Source organism: Streptomyces sp. NPDC001406, assembly GCF_042895285.1.
Classification (GTDB): Bacteria; Actinomycetota; Actinomycetes; order Streptomycetales; family Streptomycetaceae; genus Streptomyces.
Window position 1 is genome coordinate 476,376 of record NZ_JBIAWG010000002.1, and the last position, 18,339, is coordinate 494,714.

The window sequence follows — 18,339 nt, forward strand, 5'->3', positions numbered from 1 at the left end:
CGCCGCTGCCGACGCGGCCGCCCTCCTTCGCGAACATCGAGAAGAAATCGGAGGTCTTCATGCTCAGAAGTCCCAACCGTCGTCGTCGGCCTCGTCCTTGACCGGCTCCGGAGAGGCGAACGACTCGCCGACCATGCCCGCGGTGAGCGTGGTGCCGTCGCTCGGGTCGATCAGGATGAAGGAACCCGTGCGCCGCGAGTCCGCGTAGGCATCGACCGGCAGCGGCTCGGCGGTACGGATCTTCACCCGGCCGATGTCGTTGGCGACGAGCTGTCCCGGGTGCGGGTGCAGGGACAGGTCGTCGAGCGTGAGACGGGACGGGATGTCCTTGACGATCGCCTTGACCGTGCGGGTGCCGTGCTTGAGCAGCACCCGGTGTCCGACGGTCAGCGGCTGGTCGGCCACGTGGCAGACCGTCGCCTCGACGTCCTGGGTGGTCGGCGGGGCGTCCTTGCTGGGCACGATCAGATCGCCGCGCGAGACGTCGATGTCGTCCTCCAGCAGCACGGTCACCGACTGCGTCGTCCAGGCCGTGTCGACCGGCTTGCCCAGCAGGTCGATGCCCGAGATCCGGGTCGCACGGCCGGACGGCAGGATCGTCACCTGCTCGCCCACGTGGAAGGTACCGGCGGCGATCTGGCCCGCGTAGCCCCGGTAGTCCGGGTGCTCGGCGGTCTGCGGCCGGATCACGTACTGCACGGGCAGCCGCGCATGGCAGTGCGCCAGGTCGTGGCTGACCGGGACGGTCTCCAGGTGCTCCAGCACGGTCGGGCCGCCGTACCAGTCCATGTTCGCGGATGCCTCCACGACGTTGTCACCGGCGAGCGCCGAGATCGGGATCGCGGTGACCTCCGGGACGCCCAGCTCGGTCGCGTACGCCGTGAACTCCTCGGCGATCGCGGCGAACACCGGCTCCTGGTAGTCGACGAGGTCCATCTTGTTGACCGCGAGGACCACGTGCGGGACGCGCAGGAGGGCGGCGATGGCGGCGTGCCGGCGGGTCTGCTCGACGACGCCGTTGCGGGCGTCGACCAGGATCACCGTGAGCTCGGCGGTGGAGGCGCCGGTGACCATGTTGCGGGTGTACTGCACATGGCCGGGGGTGTCGGCGAGGATGAAGCGTCGGCGGGGCGTGGCGAAGTAGCGGTAGGCCACGTCGATGGTGATGCCCTGCTCGCGTTCGGCGCGCAGGCCGTCGGTGAGCAGCGCCAGGTCGGGGGCGTCCTGGCCGCGGTTGCGGGAGGCGTGCTCCACGGCCTCCAACTGGTCGGCGAGGACCGACTTGGAGTCGTGCAGCAGCCGGCCGACGAGGGTGGACTTGCCGTCGTCGACGGAGCCCGCGGTGGCGAACCGCAGCAGGGTGGTGGCCGAGAGTTCCTCGGTCGTCGTCGTGCTCATGCTTAGAAGTACCCCTCGCGCTTGCGGTCTTCCATCGCGGCCTCGGAGAGCTTGTCGTCGGCGCGGGTGGCGCCGCGCTCGGTGAGCCGGGAGGCGGCGATCTCGGCGATCACGGCGTCCAGCGTCGTGGCGTCGGAGTCCACGGCGCCGGTGCAGGACATGTCGCCGACGGTGCGGTAGCGGATCTGCCGCTTCACGACGGTCTCGTTCTCGCGCGGACCGCCCCACTCGCCCGCCGTCAGCCACATCCCGGCCCGCTGGAACACCTCGCGCTCGTGCGCGAAGTAGATCTCGGGCAGCTCGATGCCCTCGCGGGCGATGTACTGCCAGACGTCCAGCTCGGTCCAGTTGCTGAGCGGGAAGACGCGGACGTGCTCGCCGGGGGCGTGCCGGCCGTTGTAGAGGTTCCACAGCTCGGGCCGCTGGCGGCGCGGGTCCCACTGCGAGAACTCGTCGCGCAGGGAGAACACCCGCTCCTTGGCCCGTGCCTTCTCCTCGTCGCGGCGTCCGCCGCCGAAGACGGCGTCGAACCTCTCACTCTGGATCTTCTCGGTGAGCGGGACGGTCTGGAGCGGGTTACGGGTCCCGTCGGGACGCTCCTTGAGCACACCGCGGTCGATGTAGTCCTGTACGGAGGCCACATGGAGGCGCAGCCCATGTGCGGCGACCACACGGTCCCGGTACTCCAGCACTTCGGGGAAGTTGTGTCCGGTGTCCACATGCAGCAGCGAGAAGGGCACGGCCGCCGGGGCGAACGCCTTCAGCGCCAGGTGCAGCATGACGATGGAGTCCTTGCCGCCGGAGAACAGGATCACCGGCCGCTCGAACTCGCCCGCCACCTCACGGAAGATATGGACCGCCTCGGACTCCAGGGAGTCCAGGTGGGAGAGGGCGTACGGCGTGCCCGTGCCCTCCTCGGCCGTCACGACGATCGCCGTCATGCCAGTCCCCTCTCACTGAGCAGGGCGTGCACCGACGCCGCGGACTCCTGCACGGTCTGGTTCTGCGACTCGATCCGCAGATCGGGCGTCTCGGGCGCCTCGTACGGGTCGTCGACCCCCGTGAGCCCCGACAGCTCGCCCGCGGCCTGCTTGGCGTACAGACCCTTCACATCGCGTACGGAGCACACCTCGACCGGGGTGGCCACGTGCACCTCCAGGTACGTCGTCCCGTTCTCGTGGTGGCGCTTGCGCACCGCCTCGCGGCTGTCGGCGTAGGGCGCGATGACCGGGACGAGCGCCTTGACGCCGTTACGGGCCAGCAGTTCGGCGAGGAAGCCGATGCGCTGCACGTTGGTGTGCCGGTCCTCGCGGCTGAAGCCGAGGCCCGCCGAGATGAACTCGCGGATCTCGTCGCCGTCGAGCACCTCGACGAGGTGGCCCTCCTCGCGCAGCCGGCCGGCCAGCTCGTGCGCGATGGTGGTCTTGCCGGCGCTCGGCAGACCCGTGAGCCAGACGGTGGCTCCGGTCGTCACGTCGTTCTCCAATGTCGTAGAAGGCACGGTCATGTCAGCCGTGCAGCCCGCACTCGGTCTTGGCCCGGCCCGCCCAGCGGCCGGCCCGCGCGTCCTCGCCCTCCAGGACGCGGCGGGTGCAGGGGGCGCAGCCCACGGAGGTGTAGCCGTCCATCAGCAGGGGGTTGGTCAGTACGCCGTGTTCGGCGACGTACGCGTCCACGTCCTCCTGCGCCCAGCGGGCGATGGGGGAGATCTTGACCTTCCGGCGCTTCTCGTCCCAGCCGACGACCGGGGTGTTCGCCCGGGTCGGGGACTCGTCGCGGCGCAGGCCGGTCGCCCAGGCCTGGTAGTCCTTCAGGCCCTCCTCCAGCGGCTGGACCTTGCGCAGCTTGCAGCACAGGTCCGGGTCGCGGTCGTGCAGCCTCGGGCCGTACTCCGCGTCCTGCTCGGCCACCGTCCGGCGCGGCGTGAGCGTGATGACGTTGACGTCCATCACGGCCTCGACCGCGTCACGGGTGCCGATGGTCTCCGGGAAGTGGTAGCCGGTGTCGAGGAAGACGACGTCGACGCCCTTCATCGCGCGGGAGGCGAGATGCGCGACCACCGCGTCCTCCATGGAGGAGGTCACGCAGAAGCGCTTGCCGAAGGTGTCCGCCGCCCACTGGAGGATCTCCAGCGCGGAGGCGTCCTCCAGCTCGCGTCCGGCCCGCTCGGCCAGTGCCTTCAACTCCTCGGCGGTGCGCTCTTCCTGAGCCGTCGTCATGTCTGATCCCCTCCGTTGTCGGCTCGCTGAACCCCCCGGGCCAGCAGCCCGAGGAACTTCAGCTGGAATGCGCGGTTGCAGGCCGCGCATTCCCAGGCGCCGTGGCCCTGCTCGCTCGGACGCAGGTCCTCGTCGCCGCAGTAGGGGCAGTAGAAGGGGGCAGCCCGCTCGCTCACGACAGGGCCTCCTCTGAAGCTCGCGCGGCCCAGGTGGCGAACCGCTCGTCGGCTTCGCGCTCGGCCTGGAAGCGCTTCAGCACCCGCTCGATGTAGTCGGGCAGTTCGTCCGACGTCACCTTCAGACCGCGGACCTTGCGGCCGAACCCGGCCTCCAGGCCCAGCGCGCCACCGAGGTGCACCTGGTAGCCCTCGACCTGCTCGCCCTGGTCGTTCACGACGAGCTGGCCCTTGAGACCGATGTCCGCCACCTGGATACGGGCACAGGCGTTCGGGCAGCCGTTGAGGTTGATGGTGAGGGGCTCGTCGAAGTCCGGCAGGCGGCGCTCCAGTTCGTCGATCAGCTGCGCGCCGCGCTGCTTGGTCTCGACGATGGCGAGCTTGCAGAACTCGATGCCGGTGCAGGCCATCGTGCCGCGCCGGAACGAGGACGGCCGGGCGGTGAGGTCCAGCGCCTCCAGGCCCTCGACGAGCGAGTCGACCTGCCCCTCCTCGACATCGAGGACGATCATCTTCTGCTCGACGGTGGTGCGCACCCGGCCCGAACCGTGGGCCTCCGCCAGCTCGGCGATCTTCGTGAGCGTGGCGCCGTCGACGCGGCCGACCCGCGGCGCGAACCCGACGTAGTACCGGCCGTCCTGCTGCCGGTGCACACCGATGTGGTCGCGCCACTGCTGGACGGGCTGCTCGGGAGCGGGTCCGTCGATCAGCTTGCGCCCGCCCAGGTACTCGTCCTCCAGCACCTGCCGGAACTTCTCCGCGCCCCAGTCGGCGACGAGGAACTTCAACCGGGCCCGGTTGCGCAGCCGGCGGTAGCCGTAGTCACGGAAGATCGAGATGACGCCCTCGTAGACGTCCGGCACCTCGTCGATGGGCACCCAGGCGCCGAGCCGCACGCCCAGCTTGGGGTTGGTGGACAGACCGCCGCCGACCCATACGTCGAAGCCCGGTCCGTGCTCGGGGTGGCGCACACCGACGAACGCGACGTCGTTGATCTCGTGCACCACGTCAAGGAGCGGCGACCCCGAGATGGCCGTCTTGAACTTGCGGGGGAGGTTGGAGTACGCCTTGTTGTTCAGGACGCGGCGCTTCATCTCCTCCAGCGCGGGAGTGGCGTCGATGATCTCGTCCTCGGCGATGCCCGCGACAGGCGAGCCGATCATCACACGCGGCGTGTCGCCGCAGGCGGTGACGGTGGACAGGCCCACACCCTCCAGCCGCTCCCAGATCGCGGGGACGTCCTCGATCCGGATCCAGTGGTACTGCACGTTCTGCCGGTCGGTGATGTCCGCGGTGCCGCGCGCGAACTCCTGGGAGATCTCACCGATGACCCGCAGCTGCTGGGTGGTCAGCGCACCGCCGTCGATCCGCACCCGCAGCATGAAGTACTCGTCGTCCAGCTCCTCCGGCTCCAGGATCGCGGTCTTGCCGCCGTCGATTCCGGGGCGCCGCTGGGTGTACAGCCCCCACCAGCGCATACGCCCGCGCAGATCGCTGGGGTCGATGGAGTCGAAGCCACGCTTGGAGTAGATCGTCTCAATGCGTGTCCGCACATTGAGACCGTCGTCGTCCTTCTTGACCTGCTCGTTGCCGTTGAGCGGGGTGAAGTGACCCGCGGCCCACTGACCCTCGCCGCGGTGACGGCTCACCTTGCGTCGGGGCGCCGAGGCGGCAGGGTTCTCCGGGGTGGCGGCCATGGTTCTACGTCCTTCGGGACAGGCGGAAAGCGGCTCTGACCTGCGCGTATGGGCACATGAGGGCATACGTGCGCGGCACTGCGCAGGAGGCGGGGAATGTCAGGGAACTCGGCGGTGCTGGGACTGTCAGCTCGCCGGACAGATGGCGCTGGACATGCGGCCGAGGTCGACGTGCCGCCGACTCACCAAGGCAATTCCAGTTCCAGACATGACGGAAGCGTGTCATGGCAATCTGGACTCAGTCCAGCTTCGTCCGTCATGTGGACACCCTTGTCTCGGTATGCGGGACAAGGGTGTCGTCGATCACACAGTTGGTGCCGGGTCTTGTCGATGCAGGTCAGACCGGGTATGCGCCGGGCCAGGGACCCGGGGTGGGCTGCTCCTGCTCCGGCTCGACCTTGGTGTCGAACAGCTTGAAGCCCCGGCGCTGGTAGTTGTCCATCGCGAACTCGCCGTCCTTGCTGCAGGTGTGCAGCCACACCCGCTTGGTCGGGACGCGCTGCGGCCAGCGTTCCGCCAGGTCCCAGGCCCGGGCCGCCCCGTACGAGAGCAGATGGCCGCCGATGCGCCGGCCCCGGAACGCGGGGATGAGACCGAAGTAGACGATCTCCACGGCGCCGTCGTCCTGGGGGTCGAGCTCGACATAGCCGGCGGGGGTGCCGCGGTCGTGGGCCACCCAGGTCTCCACGCCCGGCCGGTCCAGGTGCTCCTGCCACTGGGCATAGCTCCAGCCGAGACGGTCGGTCCAGAGGATGTCGCCGCCGACCGAGGCGTAGAGGAACCGGCTGAACTCGGGGGAGGGCACCTCGGAGCGGACGATCCGGACGTCGCCGTCGGGAGCGGCGGCGGGGAGGAGGTCGGCCGGGGACGTCTGTTCCAGGGACCAGGTGGTCACGGTGATGCTGCTCATGCAGGCCAGGGAACCATCTACCCCAGCGAACTGTCGATCGAGCTCAGTGGGGCGGAGAAGAGCATCCGGTGCGACAGCGACCACACCTCGCCGGTCTCCTGCCAGTAGGAGAGCGAGCCCGCGCCCTCGGTCCAGCAGTGGTGTGTGGCGTCCGAGCCGCAGCGGGCGGCCTTCGCTCCCGAGGTGTCCTGGCGCCACAGGGTGCCGCGGCCGTCCGGGGAATCGGCCGGGCGTCCGACGTACCAGGAGGTCCGTGTCGTCCCGGGCGAGTGGTAGGCCAGTACGCCCCGGATCCCGGCCGCCCGGGTCTCGAAGGCCTCGACCGCGTCCACCCGCCCCGCGGAGTCCGCGGCGAGCAGACCGCCGCGGGCGGGGTCGCCGCTGAAGGCGTAGCGCCACAGCCGGGCGTGCCGGTCACTGTCGGGCGGAGTCCACTCGCTCAGCACGAGGCTGTCGGGCGCCGATCCGCGATCCAGGGAGAGGCCGCCGGGGCAGGGCGGCCCGTCCGTGCCGCAGCGTCCGGCGGGGAAGCGGTACGTGCCCACCGCGGGCATCACATACCGGTAGCCGTCGGCCGACCAGCCGCCCGCCACCCGGCCGATCGACGGACCGTCGACGGTGGTGCGCTGGATGCGGTCCAGGTCGTAGACGTAGAGCGCCTCGGACTTCCCCGTACCGGCTGTGACCAGCAGTTTGTCCTGGTACCAGACCATGCCGGAGACGGTCGAGGCCAGGCCCCGGTAGTCGCGGCCGTCGGCGGTGGGGACCACGAGCAGGACCCAGCTGTAGGCGAGGCGGGCGGGGTCGTCGGCGTCGACGAAGGCGACCCGGGCCAGTCCCCGCTCGGCGGCGGGGCCGGTCCTCGCGCTGTGCGTCCAGCCGGACAGGATCACCCGGTTCTCGCCCCAGACGCCGTCGTCGTCGGCGTCCCCGGAGGTGGTCACCGAGGCCGGACGCCAGTTGGGGTCGGCGGTGTCGGAGGGGTCCCAGCAGTACGCGTGCGCGGCCCGCGGTGCGACGGGCAGCGACTCCCGCGCGGCGGCGGTGCAGTCGGCGGCGTCGAGCAGGGCGCGGTCGGCGCCCTTCAGTACGGCGGAGACACCGACCGGGCGGCCCATCGCGCCGGCCAGCCGGTCGAGCGCGGCCCGCGGCACCAGTTGCTCCCGGAGCCGCAGCGGCCCGGTCCCGGCGGAGGAGGTTATCGGCTTGAGCGCACCCGGGCTGTCGGCGACCGTGGCCTGCGAGGCGCTGATCATGGTGGCGGCCGCGGTGAGCGCGAGGGCGGTTCCGGTCAGGAACGCGCGCAGGGCGCGGCCCCGCTTGCGCCGGCGATGTCTGCCGCGTTGCTTCATGCTTCCTCCTCGGCGAGCCAACTGCGCCTGATGGTCCGTACGTTGACCGAGGAGCAGGTGGGGAGGCCCGTAGAGGGGATGCTACGGCAGCAAGGTGCGACAGAGGCAGAAGACCCTGCAAATATGCGGAAGATGCCCCCCGGATGTGCCGAATCGGTACACGGCATATGCCCCGGCGGTACCCTCTTACGGCGTGTGCGTGGCCGCCCACCGCTGTGTGACCGCCGGTGCCGTCGAGTGCGGCAGCAGGTCACGGGGGTCCTCGGGCAGCAGCACCTCGACTTCGGCGTCCTCGCAGAAACGATACGGCCGGTGTTCCAGGAACGCCCCCAGATACCGTCGGATCCGCGACATCTCCGCACGTACCGTCACCGTACGGGACGGGTCACCGAACATGTCCTCGGCCAGCCCCGCCGCACTGCGCCCCGAGCGGCGCACCGCCAGCAGATAGAGCAACTCGGCGTGCCGGGGGCTGAGTTCACGGGACCAGGCGCCCGCGCTGCCGGAGACGGACACCGACCAGCGGCGCGGCTGCGTCAGATCCAGCACGACCCGGGCGGCGTCCGACGCCGGCGGCTCGTCCACCGCGCGCACCAGCCAGCCCCCGGCCAGCGGCTCCACCGCGCACAGACCGAAGGCCGGCAGCCACCGGCGGCCCGCCGACATCGACTTGGGCAGCGCGAGGCGCCGTACATACGGCATCCCCGTGACCGCCGCCGTCCAGCCGTCCCGGTCCACCGCCAGCGCCTGCCCGGCCAGCCGCGCCAGCACCGGCGCCGCCACCGCGCGCAGCCGCTCCAGCGAGGTCAGATGCAGCTCCCGCAGCCGCGCCTCGGCGAGTTTCGCCACCGAGTCGACCCAGGCGAGGGTAGCCGGATGCATCGTCTCCAGCGCGCCGCTGACGTCGACCACACCGAGCAGCCTGCCGTCCCGGGGGTCGGTGATCGGGGCGCCGGCACAGGTCCAGGAGGTGTGCGACCGGGCGAAGTGCTCGGCGGCGAAGACCTGGACGGGCTTGCGCACCACGGCCACGGTGCCCACGCCGTTGGTGCCGACGACGTCCTCCCGCCAGTCCGCGCCCAGTTCGAAACCGATCCCGTCCGCCTTGCGCAGCACCGGCGAACTGCCCTCGCGCCACAGCACCCTGCCGTCCGCGTCGGCGACCACCATGATGTGGTGGGCGATGTCGGCGACCGAAAGCAGACCCTCCCGCAGCACCGGCAGGACATGCCGCAGCGGTGACTCCTCCCGCCTGCGCCGCACCTCTTCGGGACTGAGCAGCCCCGTTCTGACGTCATGGTCCGGATCCACCCCGTTGCGCAGCATCCGCCCCCACGACTGCCCGATCACGGGGCGGGGCGCCATCCGCGCACGTTGACCGGCGAGTGCGGCCTCGCGCACCTCGCTGAGCAACCGAGCCGCCTGTGCCACGTCGACGGCCGCGAGCTGCGCCACGTTCATCGGCGGGTTCGCCACTGGGATCCTCCCGGAAACACTTGCGAACACATGCGTGTCAAGCCGTCCGGGCGGCGGTTTCCGGTCCGACTGCTGGTCTCATAGTGCCGTTTCGGGCGCGGTGGAGGGGAACGCTCCGCGCATATATGCCAGCAAGTTGCAACCCCTTGCAACCCTGGTGGACGGGCCGAGGGTGTCTGAAACTTGAGCAGCGCCGTTCCGAGCGGCGTTCGTGGCCTCGAACGGGGGCCGTGAAGCGGGGGTGGTGCCGTGTCGGCGCAGCATCACCCCCGCGACCCGTGCCCGCAGCTCAGCCCGCCGGCCGGGCCCGGTCCACCACCGAGGCGAGGTCCAGCGAGTACGGCAGCGTCCCGAACGACGCGCCCCAGTCGCCGCCCAGCCGGGACGCACAGAACGCGTCGGCGACCTCCGGCGGCGCGTACCGCACCAGCAGCGACCCCTGCAGCACCAGCGCCATGCGCTCCACCAGCCGCCGGGCCCGCCCCTCGACGCCCTCCAGGTCACCCAGTTCGGCCAGCAGATTCTTCACGGCCGCGTCGAGACGGTGGTCGGCGCCGCGCGCCCGGCCCACCTCCAGGAGATAGGCGTTGAAGGCATCCGGCTCCCGCTGGAGCGCCCGCAGCACATCCAGCGCCTGGACGTTCCCGGCGCCCTCCCAGATGGAGTTGAGCGGCGACTCGCGCACCAGCCGAGGCATCCCGCACTCCTCGACGTAGCCGTTGCCGCCCAGACACTCGGCCGCCTCCGCCGCCACCGGCGTACAGCGCTTGGTCACCCAGTACTTGGCGGCCGGCACCGCCAGCCGCAGGAACGCCCGCTCCTGCTCGCCCCCGTCGTCGTAGGCGGCCGCCAGCCGCAGCCCGAGAGCCGTCGCCGCCTCCGACTCCAGCGCCAGGTCCGCCAGGACGTTGCGCATCAGCGGCTTGTCCACCAGCTTCCCGCCGAACGCCGCACGGTGCGTGCAGTGGTGCACCGCCTGCGCCACCGCCTGCCGCATCAGCCCCGCCGAGCCGAGCACACAGTCCAGCCGGGTCGCCGCCACCATCCCGATGATGGTGCGCACCCCGCGCCCCTCCTCGCCCACCCGGCGCGCCCAGGTCCCGTCGAACTCGACCTCCGCGGAGGCGTTGGACCGGTTGCCCAGCTTGTCCTTCAGCCGCTGGATGAGGAACGTGTTGCGCGTGCCGTCCGCCAGCACCCGCGGCACGAGGAAACAGGTCGGCCCGCCGGGCGCCTGCGCGAGCACCAGGAAGCCGTCCGACATCGGCGCCGAGCAGAACCACTTGTGCCCGGTCAGCTCGTACGTCCCGGCCTCGGCCAGCGGCCGCGCGGCTGTCGTGTTCGTGCGTACGTCGCTGCCGCCCTGCTTCTCGGTCATGGCCATCCCGAACACCACCCCGGCCTTCTGTCGGGCCGGCCGCAGCTCGCGCTCGTACAGGGTGGAGGTCAGCAGCGGCTCCCACTCGGCGGCGAGCTCCGGGTCGGTGCGCAGCGCGGGCACCGCCGCGTGGGTCATCGACAGCGGGCAGCCGTTGCCCGCCTCGGCCTGGGTCCAGACCAGGAACCCGGCGGCCCGGCGCACATGCCCGGCCGGACGCACCCAGGCGGCGGTCAGCCCGGCCCCGATTCCCTTGCCGAGCAGCCGGTGCCAGGCCGGATGGAAGTCGACCTCGTCGATCCGGTTGCCGTACCGGTCGTGGGTGCGCAGCCGGGGCGGGTTCTCGTTCGCCTGCACCCCCCACTCCTGCACCTGCGCCGAGCCCGTGCTCCTGCCCAGCGCGGACAGCTCGTCGAGCACCTCGTCCAGCACGGCGGCGTCGGTGTGCCGCTCGACGGCCTCCACCAGGGCGCGGTCGGCGCCGAAGACGTCGTATCCGACCAGCGGCGGAGCCTGGTTCGTCACGGTGTGGGTGGTGGTGCGTGCCATGTCTGCGAACCTACCCCGGGGGCGACGGCGGTGGTCACCAGACTGACACAGTGGCCGGACCGGACGCGTCCGCTCCGGTCGGCGCCCGCCGGAGCTGTCCGGTGATCACCCCGGAAGGTGAGGACGGTGCGGCGCGGCGGATACCTTTAGGTCGTGCAGCCAGCAAGCGAACCCCCCGAGCAGCCGGCCGGTCGGCTCCACCGGGCCCGAGCCCTCTACCGGAACGTCTCCAAGCGCAGGACCGCCTGGCTGCTGCTGAAGGACACGGTGGACTCGTGCATGGAGTACCGCATCCTCGGCCTCGCCGCCGAGGCGGCGTTCTTCACGCTGCTGTCCGTGCCGCCCCTGCTGCTCAGCCTGATCGGGCTGCTCGGTTACGTCGACGCCTGGACCGGCGCCGACACCATCGCCAGCCTGGAGAACAACCTCCTGGAGGCGTCGCGCACCGTGCTGTCCGACAAGGGCGTGCGGGAGATCGCGGAGCCGATCCTGCACGACGTGATGAAGGGCGGCCGGCCCGACGTCATCTCCATCGGCTTCCTGTTCGCCCTGTGGTCGGGCTCGCGCGCGGTGAACGTCTTCATCGACACGATCACCGTGATGTACGGCCTCGACGGCGTCCGGGGCATCGTCAAGACCCGGATCATGGCGTTCCTGCTGTTCATCGTGGCGCTGCTGATCGGCTCGGTGGCGCTGCCGCTGATGGTGGCGGGGCCGGACGCGGTGGTGCGGATCGTGCCGTGGTCGGAGACGGTCGTACAGGTCCTGTACTGGCCCGTCGTGATCATCCTGTCGATCGTCTTCCTGACGACGCTGTACCACGTGTCCGTGCCGGTCCGCTCCCCGTGGATCGAGGACGTGCCCGGCGCGCTGGTCGCCCTCGCGATGTGGGTCCTGGGCAGCTTCCTGCTGCGCATCTACCTCACGAACACCATCGAGGGCGCCACGATCTACGGCTCCCTCGCCGCCGCGGTCGCCGTACTCCTGTGGATCGGTGTGTCCGCCTTCGCGGTGCTGGTCGGCGCCGCGATGAACGCCGCGATCGACCGCGTCTGGCCGGCCGCCGCCACGGCAGCGGCCCGCGCCGCGAACGAACGCCTCCGGGAGGCGGAGGTCGCCGAGTACGTGGCCCGCGTGGCCGCGGCCCGCGAGGCCGACCCCGACGACCCCGACATGCCGTCCGAATTCCCGGAACGCTGGTCCCGCTTCCTCCCCCCGGAGGACGTAACGGCCCGCCTCCGCACCCACGTGAAGAGCACCCACCACACACACAAACCGAGCAGGGACGGCTCACACCAGGACAGGTGACGCTTCCGAGGGCGTTGGCTCCGGGGCTCTTGCCCGGGGCGGTGGTGGGCGCAGCCGTCCGTCACCGCTTCCATGCGCCCGCCGCCGCGGCCTCCCTGGCGAAGTCTGTGAAGTCTCGGGGGTTGCGGCCCAGTACCTCGCGTACGCCGTCCGTGAGGTAGGCGTTGCGGCCGTCGAGCAGGGAATCGAACAGGTCTACCAGGAAGTCGACCTCCTGGGGCGGTACGCCGAAGCCTGCCAGGTGTTCGCCGTACTCGCGGGGCCGCACCGGGCGGTAGGTCAGTTCGCGGCCCGTCGCCGCCGAGATCTCCGCGATCGCCTCGCCGAAGGTCAGCAGGCGGGGGCCGGTGATGGCCAGGGACTGGCCGACGTAGCGGTCGTCGGGTGCGCTGAGCACCGCCACCACCACGTCCGCGACGTCCCGTACGTCGATGAAGGGCTCACGCACATCGCCGCCCGGGAAGATCAGCTCGCCGGTCTCCCGCAGCCCCTCCACCAGCGGACCCTCGCTGAAGTTCTGTGCGAACCACGCGGACCGTACGACCGTCCAGTCCGCCCCCGACTCCCGCAGCGCCTCCTCGGTCGGCCGCGCCATCTCCTCGCCCCGTGACGACAGCAGGACCAGCCGCCGTACGCCGAGGGAGACCGCCTCGTGCGCGAGCAGTCCCACCGCCAGGGCCGCTTCCGGCGAGCCCACGTCCGACGGGTACACCAGATACGCCCCGTCGGCGTCCCGCAGCGTGTCCGCCCAGGTCGACCGGTCCTGCCAGTCGAAGCCCCGCGCCCGCGTGGCCTCCCGCACGGTCAGCCCCGCCGCCCGCGCGGCATCCGCCACCCGGCGCCCGGTACGACCCGACGCGCCCGTCACCACCACGGTCATGTCCTGTGTCTGCGATGCGTTCTGTGTCATGCCGTCGAGTCAACTCCCGCCCACCCCGGGCGGCCATCGCTGAACGGCTCATTCCCATAAGCGCACGTCTACGCTGACCCCATGGACGCTCTCGCAGGCCTGCTGGAGGGCCCACGCGCACGTGGCGCCTTCATGATCCGGGCGTGCTTCGACCCGCCCTGGGCCGTACGGGTAGAGGACCGCGCCCCGCTCACGGTCATGCTCATGGTCCGAGGCGACTCCTGGATCCTGCCCGACGCCGGCGGCGAGCCGGTGCGGCTGCGCACCGGTGACCTGGCCATAGCGCGCGGCCCGGACCCGTACACCTGCGCCGACGCCCCGGACACCGCCCCCCAGGCGCTGATCCTGCCGGGCGGCGAGTGCCGCTACCCCGACGGAACCTCCCTGCGGGGCTCCATGGACCTGGGCGTACGAACGTGGGGCGACCGCCTCGACGGCTCCACCGTCATGCTCATCGGCACGTACCTCATGCAGGGCGAGATCAGCGGCCGCCTGCTGGACGCCCTCCCGCCGCTCCTCTCCCTCACCACCGACGTGTGGCAGTGCCCGCTCACCCCGCTCCTCATGGAGGAGATCGTGCGCGACGAACCGGGCCAGGAGGTCGTCCTGGACCGCCTCCTCGACCTGCTGGTCATCGCCGCGCTCCGGGCCTGGTTCTCCCGCCCGGAGGCGGCGGCCCCCGCCTGGTACCGGGCGCTCGCGGATCCGGTGGTAGGCCGGGTGCTGAGGCTGCTGCAGGACGACCCGGCGCATCCCTGGACCGTGGCGTCCCTCGCCGCCAAGGCCGGAGTCTCCCGCGCCGCGCTCGCCCGCCGCTTCACCGACCTGGTCGGCGAACCCCCGATGTCCTACCTCACCGGCTGGCGCCTCGCGCTCGCCGCCGACCGCCTGCGCGACAGCGAGGACACCATCGGCGCCATCGCCCGCCAGGTCGGCTACGGCAGCGCGTTCGCCCTCTCCAACGCGTTCAAACGGGTGTACGGCGTCAGCCCGCAGGAGCACCGGACCCGGGCGGCGTAGCCTGGCGTACGTGTACGAGGAGCGGGCGTCCCGGCTGACCGGCGCCGTGGTGTGGCGCCGCACCCTGGAGCACCCCGCCGTCCTGCCGGTCCTGCCCGACGGCTGCATGGACCTGCTGTGGAGCGAGGGACGGCTGCTGGTCGCGGGCCCCGACACCCGCGCCCACGTCCCCGAAGGCCCCGCCGTGCGCTGGGCGGGCCTGCGCTTCTACCCCGGCACCGCGCCCGCCTTCCTGGGCGTACCGGCCGCCGAACTCCGCGACCGGCGCGTGGAGTTGGCCGACCTGTGGCCGGCCCGGGAGGTACGACGCCTGCGCGCCCGGATCGACGCGGCGGCGGACCCGGCGACGGCCCTGGAGGAGATCGCGCTGGAGCGGGCGGCGGACCTGGACCCGCCCGACCCCCTGCTGCGGCGGCTGGTCACCGCCCTGGACGCGGGCCGCCCGGTGGCCACGACCGCCGACGAACTCGGCCTGGGCGCACGCCAGTTGCACCGCCGCTGCCTGGCCGCCTGCGGCTACGGCCCCAAGACCCTGGCCCGGATCCTGCGGATGCAGCGGGCGCTCGCGCTGGCCCGCTCCGGTGTGCCGTTCGCGGAGACGGCGGTCCGTGCCGGTTACGCGGACCAGCCCCATCTGGCGCGGGACGTGAAGGAGTTGGCGAGTGTGCCGTTGGGGCGGCTAGTCGGCGGTCGGTAGCGGTGCGAAGAGGTCGACGCCATTGCCGTCGGGGTCGTGCACGGTGGCGTACCGCTGGCCCCAGAAGGCGTCCCACGGCTTGAGTTCGCCGTGGTGACCGGCGCCCACCAGGTCCTCGTACACGGTGTCGACCTCGGCGGGTGACCCGCACCGGAAGGCGAGCCCCACCCGGCCCCCGCCGGCCGGTGGCTGCCATTCGGGGTGGAAGGAGCGGACGGTTGCCTCGGTGTCCAGGGCAAGGGTGAGCCCACCGGGCAGTTCGGCCTCGACATGCGGCTGGTCCTCGGCGCCCTCGGGGAAGACGAGCCCGAGACGGCGGTAGAAGGCGAGCGAGGCGGCCAGGTCGGAGGCCACCACGCCGATCACGGCGAATCGTGGAGTCATGGGGTCACCGTAGGCGGGGTGGCGGTGCGTGGTCTTGAAGGAATCGGACGTGAGGGGGGCGGGGCCGGCGCGATGGGTCAGGGCCGTGCCTCGCGCGTCAATCCTTGCGTGTCATTCTTCGCGCCATGGCGAACAGGGACAGCCCGCAGCCCGCGACCAGGAGCCAGCCGGGACGGGAGGCGTGGGCGAGCCCCGCCGGGGCGGTGCCCGCGACCAGGCCGCCGGCCAGGGCGATGCCGAGCGCGGCGCCGAACTGGCGGGCGGTGGAGGTGATCGCCCCGGCCACACCGGCCCGGCTCGGCGGCAGCCCGCTCACCGCGGTGTTGGTGATGGGGGCGTTGGCGAAACCGAATCCGACGCCGATGAGGGCGTAGGCCGACAGGAGGAGGAACACACTCGTGTTCCGGCCGAGCCCGACCAGGCAGAGGCCGCCCGCCGTGAGGAAGGCGCCGGCCAGGACGAGCGGGAGCCGCGGCCCGATGCGGCCGACCAGACGTCCGGACAGGGGCGCGCAGACGGTCGCCGCGATCGCCATCGGCAAGGTCGCCGTCCCCGCGGCCAGGGGTGTCCACCCCCGGGTCTGCTGCAGATAGAGGGTGTTGAGGAGCAGCGTCACGTTCAGGGCGACGAAGACCGCGACGGCGCCGAGCACCGCGCCGGTGAACGCCGGACGCCGGAACAGCGCCAGATCCATCAGTGGCTCGGGCCGGCGGGACTCGACCCGTACGAACACCAGCGTCGCCAGGACGGCGAGCGCGTACGCCGTCAGCGCCACGGGTGACGTCCAGCCGATGTGCGGCCCCTCGATGAGCACACCGACCGAGACCCCGATGACCACGGTCAGCAGAGTCTGACCCGGGACGTCGAGCCGCCGTACCCGCTGCGCCGTCCGGGACTCCGGTACGAACACCGCGCTGAGGACGAGGGCGGCCACCACGACCGGCGCGTTGATCCAGAACAGCGACCGCCAGCCGAACCCCGCGAGGAGAGCGCCGCCGGTGACGGGACCGGCGGCCATGCTCAGTCCGAAGACCGAGGCCCAGACGCCGATCGCCTGTGCCCGTTCCCTCGGGTCGGGCATCGCGTTCACCACGATCGCCAGAGCCACGGGACTCAGCATCGAGGCGCCGATCCCCTGCACGGCACGGGCCGCGATGAGCGCGCCGGCCGTGGGGGCCGCCGCGCAGACCAGCGAGGCCGTGCCGAACACGACCAGCCCGCTCTGGAACACCCGCCGGCGTCCGAACCGGTCCGCCAGCGCGCCCGAGGAGATCAGCAGACCGGCCAGGACGAGGGTGTAGGCGTCCACGGTCCATTCCAGGCCGCGCGTCCCGACGTCCAGGCCGCGCCCGATGGCGGGCAGGCCCACGTTCACGATGGTCGTGTCCAGACCCACCAGGAACATGCTCAGACAGCAGACGGCCAGCACCGTCCAGCGTCTGCGCGCGCTCAAAAGGGGCGGCGGAACAGGATGTGTCGTCGTGGTCACGGTCTGCCTCTCACGTCCGGGAGTCTCAGCCCGGCAAGAGTCCGACCGGACGGCCACCGCGGCCCAGCGTTCTTGCGAAGGCTGCAAAACTGGACTCCGTGGACGCGGAAGTGGAACAGATAATCGACGGCATCGGCCCCCGGCTGCGCACCCTCCGCCGCGACCGCGGACTCACGCTGGAGGACCTCGCGGCGACGACCGGGATCTCCGTCAGCACGCTGTCCCGGCTCGAATCCGGCAAACGGCGCCCGACCCTCGACCTGCTCATCCCGCTTGCGCGTGCGCACCGTGTCGCACTCGACCAACTGGTGGCCGCACCCGCCACCGGCGACCCGCGCGTGCACCTCAAGCCCCAGCGCCACGGTCAGGGCAGCGTCCTCGTGCCGCTGACCCAGTACCCCGGCCGGGTGCAGGTGTTCAAGCAGGTCCTGTCGCCCCGCGAACCGAAGCTGGTGACCCACGACGGCTACGAGTGGCTCTACGTCCTCGCGGGCGAGCTGCGCATCGTCCTCGGGGAACGCGACTTCACGCTGCGCCCCGGCGAAGTGGCCGAGTTCGACACCAGGGAGCCGCACTGGTTCGGCCCGGCGGGCCCGAACGCCGTCGAGATCCTGCACCTGTTCGGGCCACGGGGAGACCAGGCGGTGATCCGCGCGAGCCCGTCCAGCTAGTCGAAGGTCACGGGCCCCTTGGGCGTCTTCACGGTGAAGGCGATACCCACCGGCCCCTCGCTGAGGCGGAGTTCGGTGCCCAGGGCGGTCAACGGGGCACGGATCTCGTCCGGGTCGGGGGCGGTGGCCGAGACCTCCACCAGCGGCGTGACGGGCAGCCCCGACGCGGACGGGTGGACGGAACGACCCCAGTCGATCAGGAACGGCACCAGCCCCGAAGGGTGCGCGGTATAGGTCAGCCGCCACTCCAACAGGGTCCCCCCGGGGGCGCGGCGGCTCATCGGGTACGTGGGACCGGGGTCGAACCCCCGCGCCCGGGCCGTCGCGACCGCCGCGTCCAGGTCGGGCGGGCTGATCGCCCAGGTCACCGTGCGCGGTCCGGTCAGCCCGTCGACCCCGAAGGCGTGCAGGTCCGACGGAGTCTCCTGCTCCGGGTCCGGACCGATGATCTCCAGATAGCTGGAACTGCCCAGCGACACCAGGTAGTTACGGGTGCCGAGCTCGACGTGCACACCACCGGGAGCGGGTACCACACCGGTCCGCTCGGTGAACTCGGCGACCGTCGCCGCGAGGTCGGGCGTTGCCAGGACGAGGTGGTCCAGGAGTGGGGGGATGGCATTCATTCCGGCTGAGGCTAGGGGCGCCGCTGCCCCCGTTCAAGAGAGCCACCCCAAGTGAAATGCCGCCTTCCTGTGGAACATTCGT

General features: G+C 71.6%; 19 protein-coding genes. 4 read left to right on the forward strand and 15 right to left on the reverse strand.

From position 1 onward, the window contains the following. Window positions 1-63: 63 nt before the first annotated feature. The 11 genes from ACFY1J_RS06245 to ACFY1J_RS06295 form a co-directional block, all read right to left on the reverse strand. Entirely contained in the window at window positions 64-1,398 is a 1,335-nt protein-coding gene (locus tag ACFY1J_RS06245) for a sulfate adenylyltransferase subunit 1 (RefSeq protein ID WP_390707337.1), read from the reverse strand. A gap of 2 nt (window positions 1,399-1,400) precedes the next feature. After that, window positions 1,401-2,339 carry a sulfate adenylyltransferase subunit CysD gene (gene cysD, locus ACFY1J_RS06250; RefSeq protein WP_390707336.1) on the reverse strand — a complete coding sequence of 313 codons (939 nt, stop codon included), beginning with the start codon at window positions 2,337-2,339 and terminating at the stop codon, window positions 1,401-1,403. After that, window positions 2,336-2,905, reverse strand: coding sequence for an adenylyl-sulfate kinase (gene cysC, locus ACFY1J_RS06255; RefSeq protein ID WP_390707335.1), 570 nt, complete (start codon window positions 2,903-2,905; stop codon window positions 2,336-2,338). Before cysC ends, cysD begins: the two co-directional genes overlap by 4 nt. Window position 2,906: 1 nt before the next feature. After that, entirely contained in the window at window positions 2,907-3,617 is a 711-nt protein-coding gene (locus tag ACFY1J_RS06260) for a phosphoadenylyl-sulfate reductase (protein WP_390707334.1), read from the reverse strand. Continuing rightward, window positions 3,614-3,793: a hypothetical protein gene (locus tag ACFY1J_RS06265; protein WP_316752968.1), complete on the reverse strand. Its 180-nt coding sequence runs from the start codon at window positions 3,791-3,793 to the stop codon at window positions 3,614-3,616. Before ACFY1J_RS06265 ends, ACFY1J_RS06260 begins: the two co-directional genes overlap by 4 nt. After that, a complete protein-coding gene (locus ACFY1J_RS06270) occupies window positions 3,790-5,490 on the reverse strand; it encodes a nitrite/sulfite reductase (protein ID WP_390707333.1) in 1,701 nt (566 codons plus the stop codon). Before ACFY1J_RS06270 ends, ACFY1J_RS06265 begins: the two co-directional genes overlap by 4 nt. Window positions 5,491-5,616: 126 nt before the next feature. Continuing rightward, window positions 5,617-5,700 (reverse strand): putative leader peptide, encoded by an 84-nt coding sequence (locus tag ACFY1J_RS06275; RefSeq protein ID WP_309486338.1) that lies wholly within the window; start codon window positions 5,698-5,700, stop codon window positions 5,617-5,619. Between the two features lie 127 nt (window positions 5,701-5,827). Beyond that, window positions 5,828-6,400: a GNAT family N-acetyltransferase gene (locus ACFY1J_RS06280; protein ID WP_390707332.1), complete on the reverse strand. Its 573-nt coding sequence runs from the start codon at window positions 6,398-6,400 to the stop codon at window positions 5,828-5,830. A gap of 17 nt (window positions 6,401-6,417) precedes the next feature. Beyond that, on the reverse strand, window positions 6,418-7,752 hold the full coding sequence (locus ACFY1J_RS06285; protein ID WP_390730767.1) for a hypothetical protein: 1,335 nt from the start codon (window positions 7,750-7,752) through the stop codon (window positions 6,418-6,420). Between the two features lie 186 nt (window positions 7,753-7,938). Then, the gene (locus tag ACFY1J_RS06290) at window positions 7,939-9,228 is read right to left on the reverse strand and encodes a GAF domain-containing protein (protein ID WP_390707330.1); all 1,290 of its coding nucleotides are present in this window, start codon (window positions 9,226-9,228) and stop codon (window positions 7,939-7,941) included. 289 nt (window positions 9,229-9,517) lie between these two features. Next, window positions 9,518-11,155 carry an acyl-CoA dehydrogenase family protein gene (locus ACFY1J_RS06295; protein ID WP_390730768.1) on the reverse strand — a complete coding sequence of 546 codons (1,638 nt, stop codon included), beginning with the start codon at window positions 11,153-11,155 and terminating at the stop codon, window positions 9,518-9,520. 153 nt (window positions 11,156-11,308) lie between these two features. Between ACFY1J_RS06295 and ACFY1J_RS06300 the strand changes: the two genes are divergently transcribed. Continuing rightward, window positions 11,309-12,463 carry a YihY/virulence factor BrkB family protein gene (locus ACFY1J_RS06300; RefSeq protein ID WP_390707328.1) on the forward strand — a complete coding sequence of 385 codons (1,155 nt, stop codon included), beginning with the start codon at window positions 11,309-11,311 and terminating at the stop codon, window positions 12,461-12,463. Window positions 12,464-12,524: 61 nt separating this feature from the next. Here ACFY1J_RS06300 and ACFY1J_RS06305 read toward each other — a convergent pair whose 3' ends face one another. Next, window positions 12,525-13,373 carry an NmrA family NAD(P)-binding protein gene (locus ACFY1J_RS06305; protein WP_390707327.1) on the reverse strand — a complete coding sequence of 283 codons (849 nt, stop codon included), beginning with the start codon at window positions 13,371-13,373 and terminating at the stop codon, window positions 12,525-12,527. Window positions 13,374-13,454: 81 nt separating this feature from the next. On the opposite strand from ACFY1J_RS06305, the gene ACFY1J_RS06310 reads away from it, so the two are divergent. Both ACFY1J_RS06310 and ACFY1J_RS06315 read left to right on the forward strand, forming a co-directional pair. Next, window positions 13,455-14,393, forward strand: a complete 939-nt coding sequence (locus ACFY1J_RS06310; RefSeq protein WP_390707326.1) for an AraC family transcriptional regulator — start codon at window positions 13,455-13,457, stop codon at window positions 14,391-14,393. A 10-nt stretch (window positions 14,394-14,403) separates the two neighbouring features. Then, a complete protein-coding gene (locus ACFY1J_RS06315) occupies window positions 14,404-15,090 on the forward strand; it encodes a helix-turn-helix domain-containing protein (RefSeq protein WP_390707325.1) in 687 nt (228 codons plus the stop codon). On the opposite strand, the gene ACFY1J_RS06320 is transcribed toward ACFY1J_RS06315, so the two are convergent. Continuing rightward, window positions 15,073-15,474, reverse strand: a complete 402-nt coding sequence (locus ACFY1J_RS06320) for a VOC family protein (protein ID WP_263213872.1) — start codon at window positions 15,472-15,474, stop codon at window positions 15,073-15,075. The two genes, ACFY1J_RS06315 and ACFY1J_RS06320, sit on opposite strands and share 18 nt — an antisense overlap. Window positions 15,475-15,571: 97 nt before the next feature. Then, window positions 15,572-16,927, reverse strand: a complete 1,356-nt coding sequence (locus ACFY1J_RS06325) for an MFS transporter (RefSeq protein ID WP_390707324.1) — start codon at window positions 16,925-16,927, stop codon at window positions 15,572-15,574. 125 nt (window positions 16,928-17,052) lie between these two features. Here ACFY1J_RS06325 and ACFY1J_RS06330 point away from each other — a divergent pair, with 125 nt between their 5' ends. Next, the gene (locus ACFY1J_RS06330; RefSeq protein ID WP_390707603.1) at window positions 17,053-17,634 is read left to right on the forward strand and encodes a helix-turn-helix domain-containing protein; all 582 of its coding nucleotides are present in this window, start codon (window positions 17,053-17,055) and stop codon (window positions 17,632-17,634) included. On the opposite strand, the gene ACFY1J_RS06335 is transcribed toward ACFY1J_RS06330, so the two are convergent. Beyond that, the gene (locus tag ACFY1J_RS06335) at window positions 17,631-18,257 is read right to left on the reverse strand and encodes a VOC family protein (protein WP_390730769.1); all 627 of its coding nucleotides are present in this window, start codon (window positions 18,255-18,257) and stop codon (window positions 17,631-17,633) included. The two genes, ACFY1J_RS06330 and ACFY1J_RS06335, sit on opposite strands and share 4 nt — an antisense overlap. Window positions 18,258-18,339 lie beyond the last annotated feature (82 nt).

Coding starts and splice junctions, on each gene's coding strand:
- ACFY1J_RS06320 (WP_263213872.1), bottom strand. CDS start 15,474: ATGACTCCACGATTCGCCGTGATCGGCGTGGTGGCCTCCGACCTGGCC.
- ACFY1J_RS06245 (WP_390707337.1), bottom strand. CDS start 1,398: ATGAGCACGACGACGACCGAGGAACTCTCGGCCACCACCCTGCTGCGG.
- ACFY1J_RS06275 (WP_309486338.1), bottom strand. CDS start 5,700: ATGTCTGGAACTGGAATTGCCTTGGTGAGTCGGCGGCACGTCGACCTC.
- ACFY1J_RS06310 (WP_390707326.1), top strand. CDS start 13,455: ATGGACGCTCTCGCAGGCCTGCTGGAGGGCCCACGCGCACGTGGCGCC.
- cysD (WP_390707336.1), bottom strand. CDS start 2,339: ATGACGGCGATCGTCGTGACGGCCGAGGAGGGCACGGGCACGCCGTAC.
- ACFY1J_RS06280 (WP_390707332.1), bottom strand. CDS start 6,400: ATGAGCAGCATCACCGTGACCACCTGGTCCCTGGAACAGACGTCCCCG.
- ACFY1J_RS06285 (WP_390730767.1), bottom strand. CDS start 7,752: ATGAAGCAACGCGGCAGACATCGCCGGCGCAAGCGGGGCCGCGCCCTG.
- ACFY1J_RS06260 (WP_390707334.1), bottom strand. CDS start 3,617: ATGACGACGGCTCAGGAAGAGCGCACCGCCGAGGAGTTGAAGGCACTG.
- ACFY1J_RS06335 (WP_390730769.1), bottom strand. CDS start 18,257: ATGAATGCCATCCCCCCACTCCTGGACCACCTCGTCCTGGCAACGCCC.
- ACFY1J_RS06305 (WP_390707327.1), bottom strand. CDS start 13,373: ATGACACAGAACGCATCGCAGACACAGGACATGACCGTGGTGGTGACG.
- cysC (WP_390707335.1), bottom strand. CDS start 2,905: ATGACCGTGCCTTCTACGACATTGGAGAACGACGTGACGACCGGAGCC.
- ACFY1J_RS06295 (WP_390730768.1), bottom strand. CDS start 11,155: ATGGCACGCACCACCACCCACACCGTGACGAACCAGGCTCCGCCGCTG.
- ACFY1J_RS06270 (WP_390707333.1), bottom strand. CDS start 5,490: ATGGCCGCCACCCCGGAGAACCCTGCCGCCTCGGCGCCCCGACGCAAG.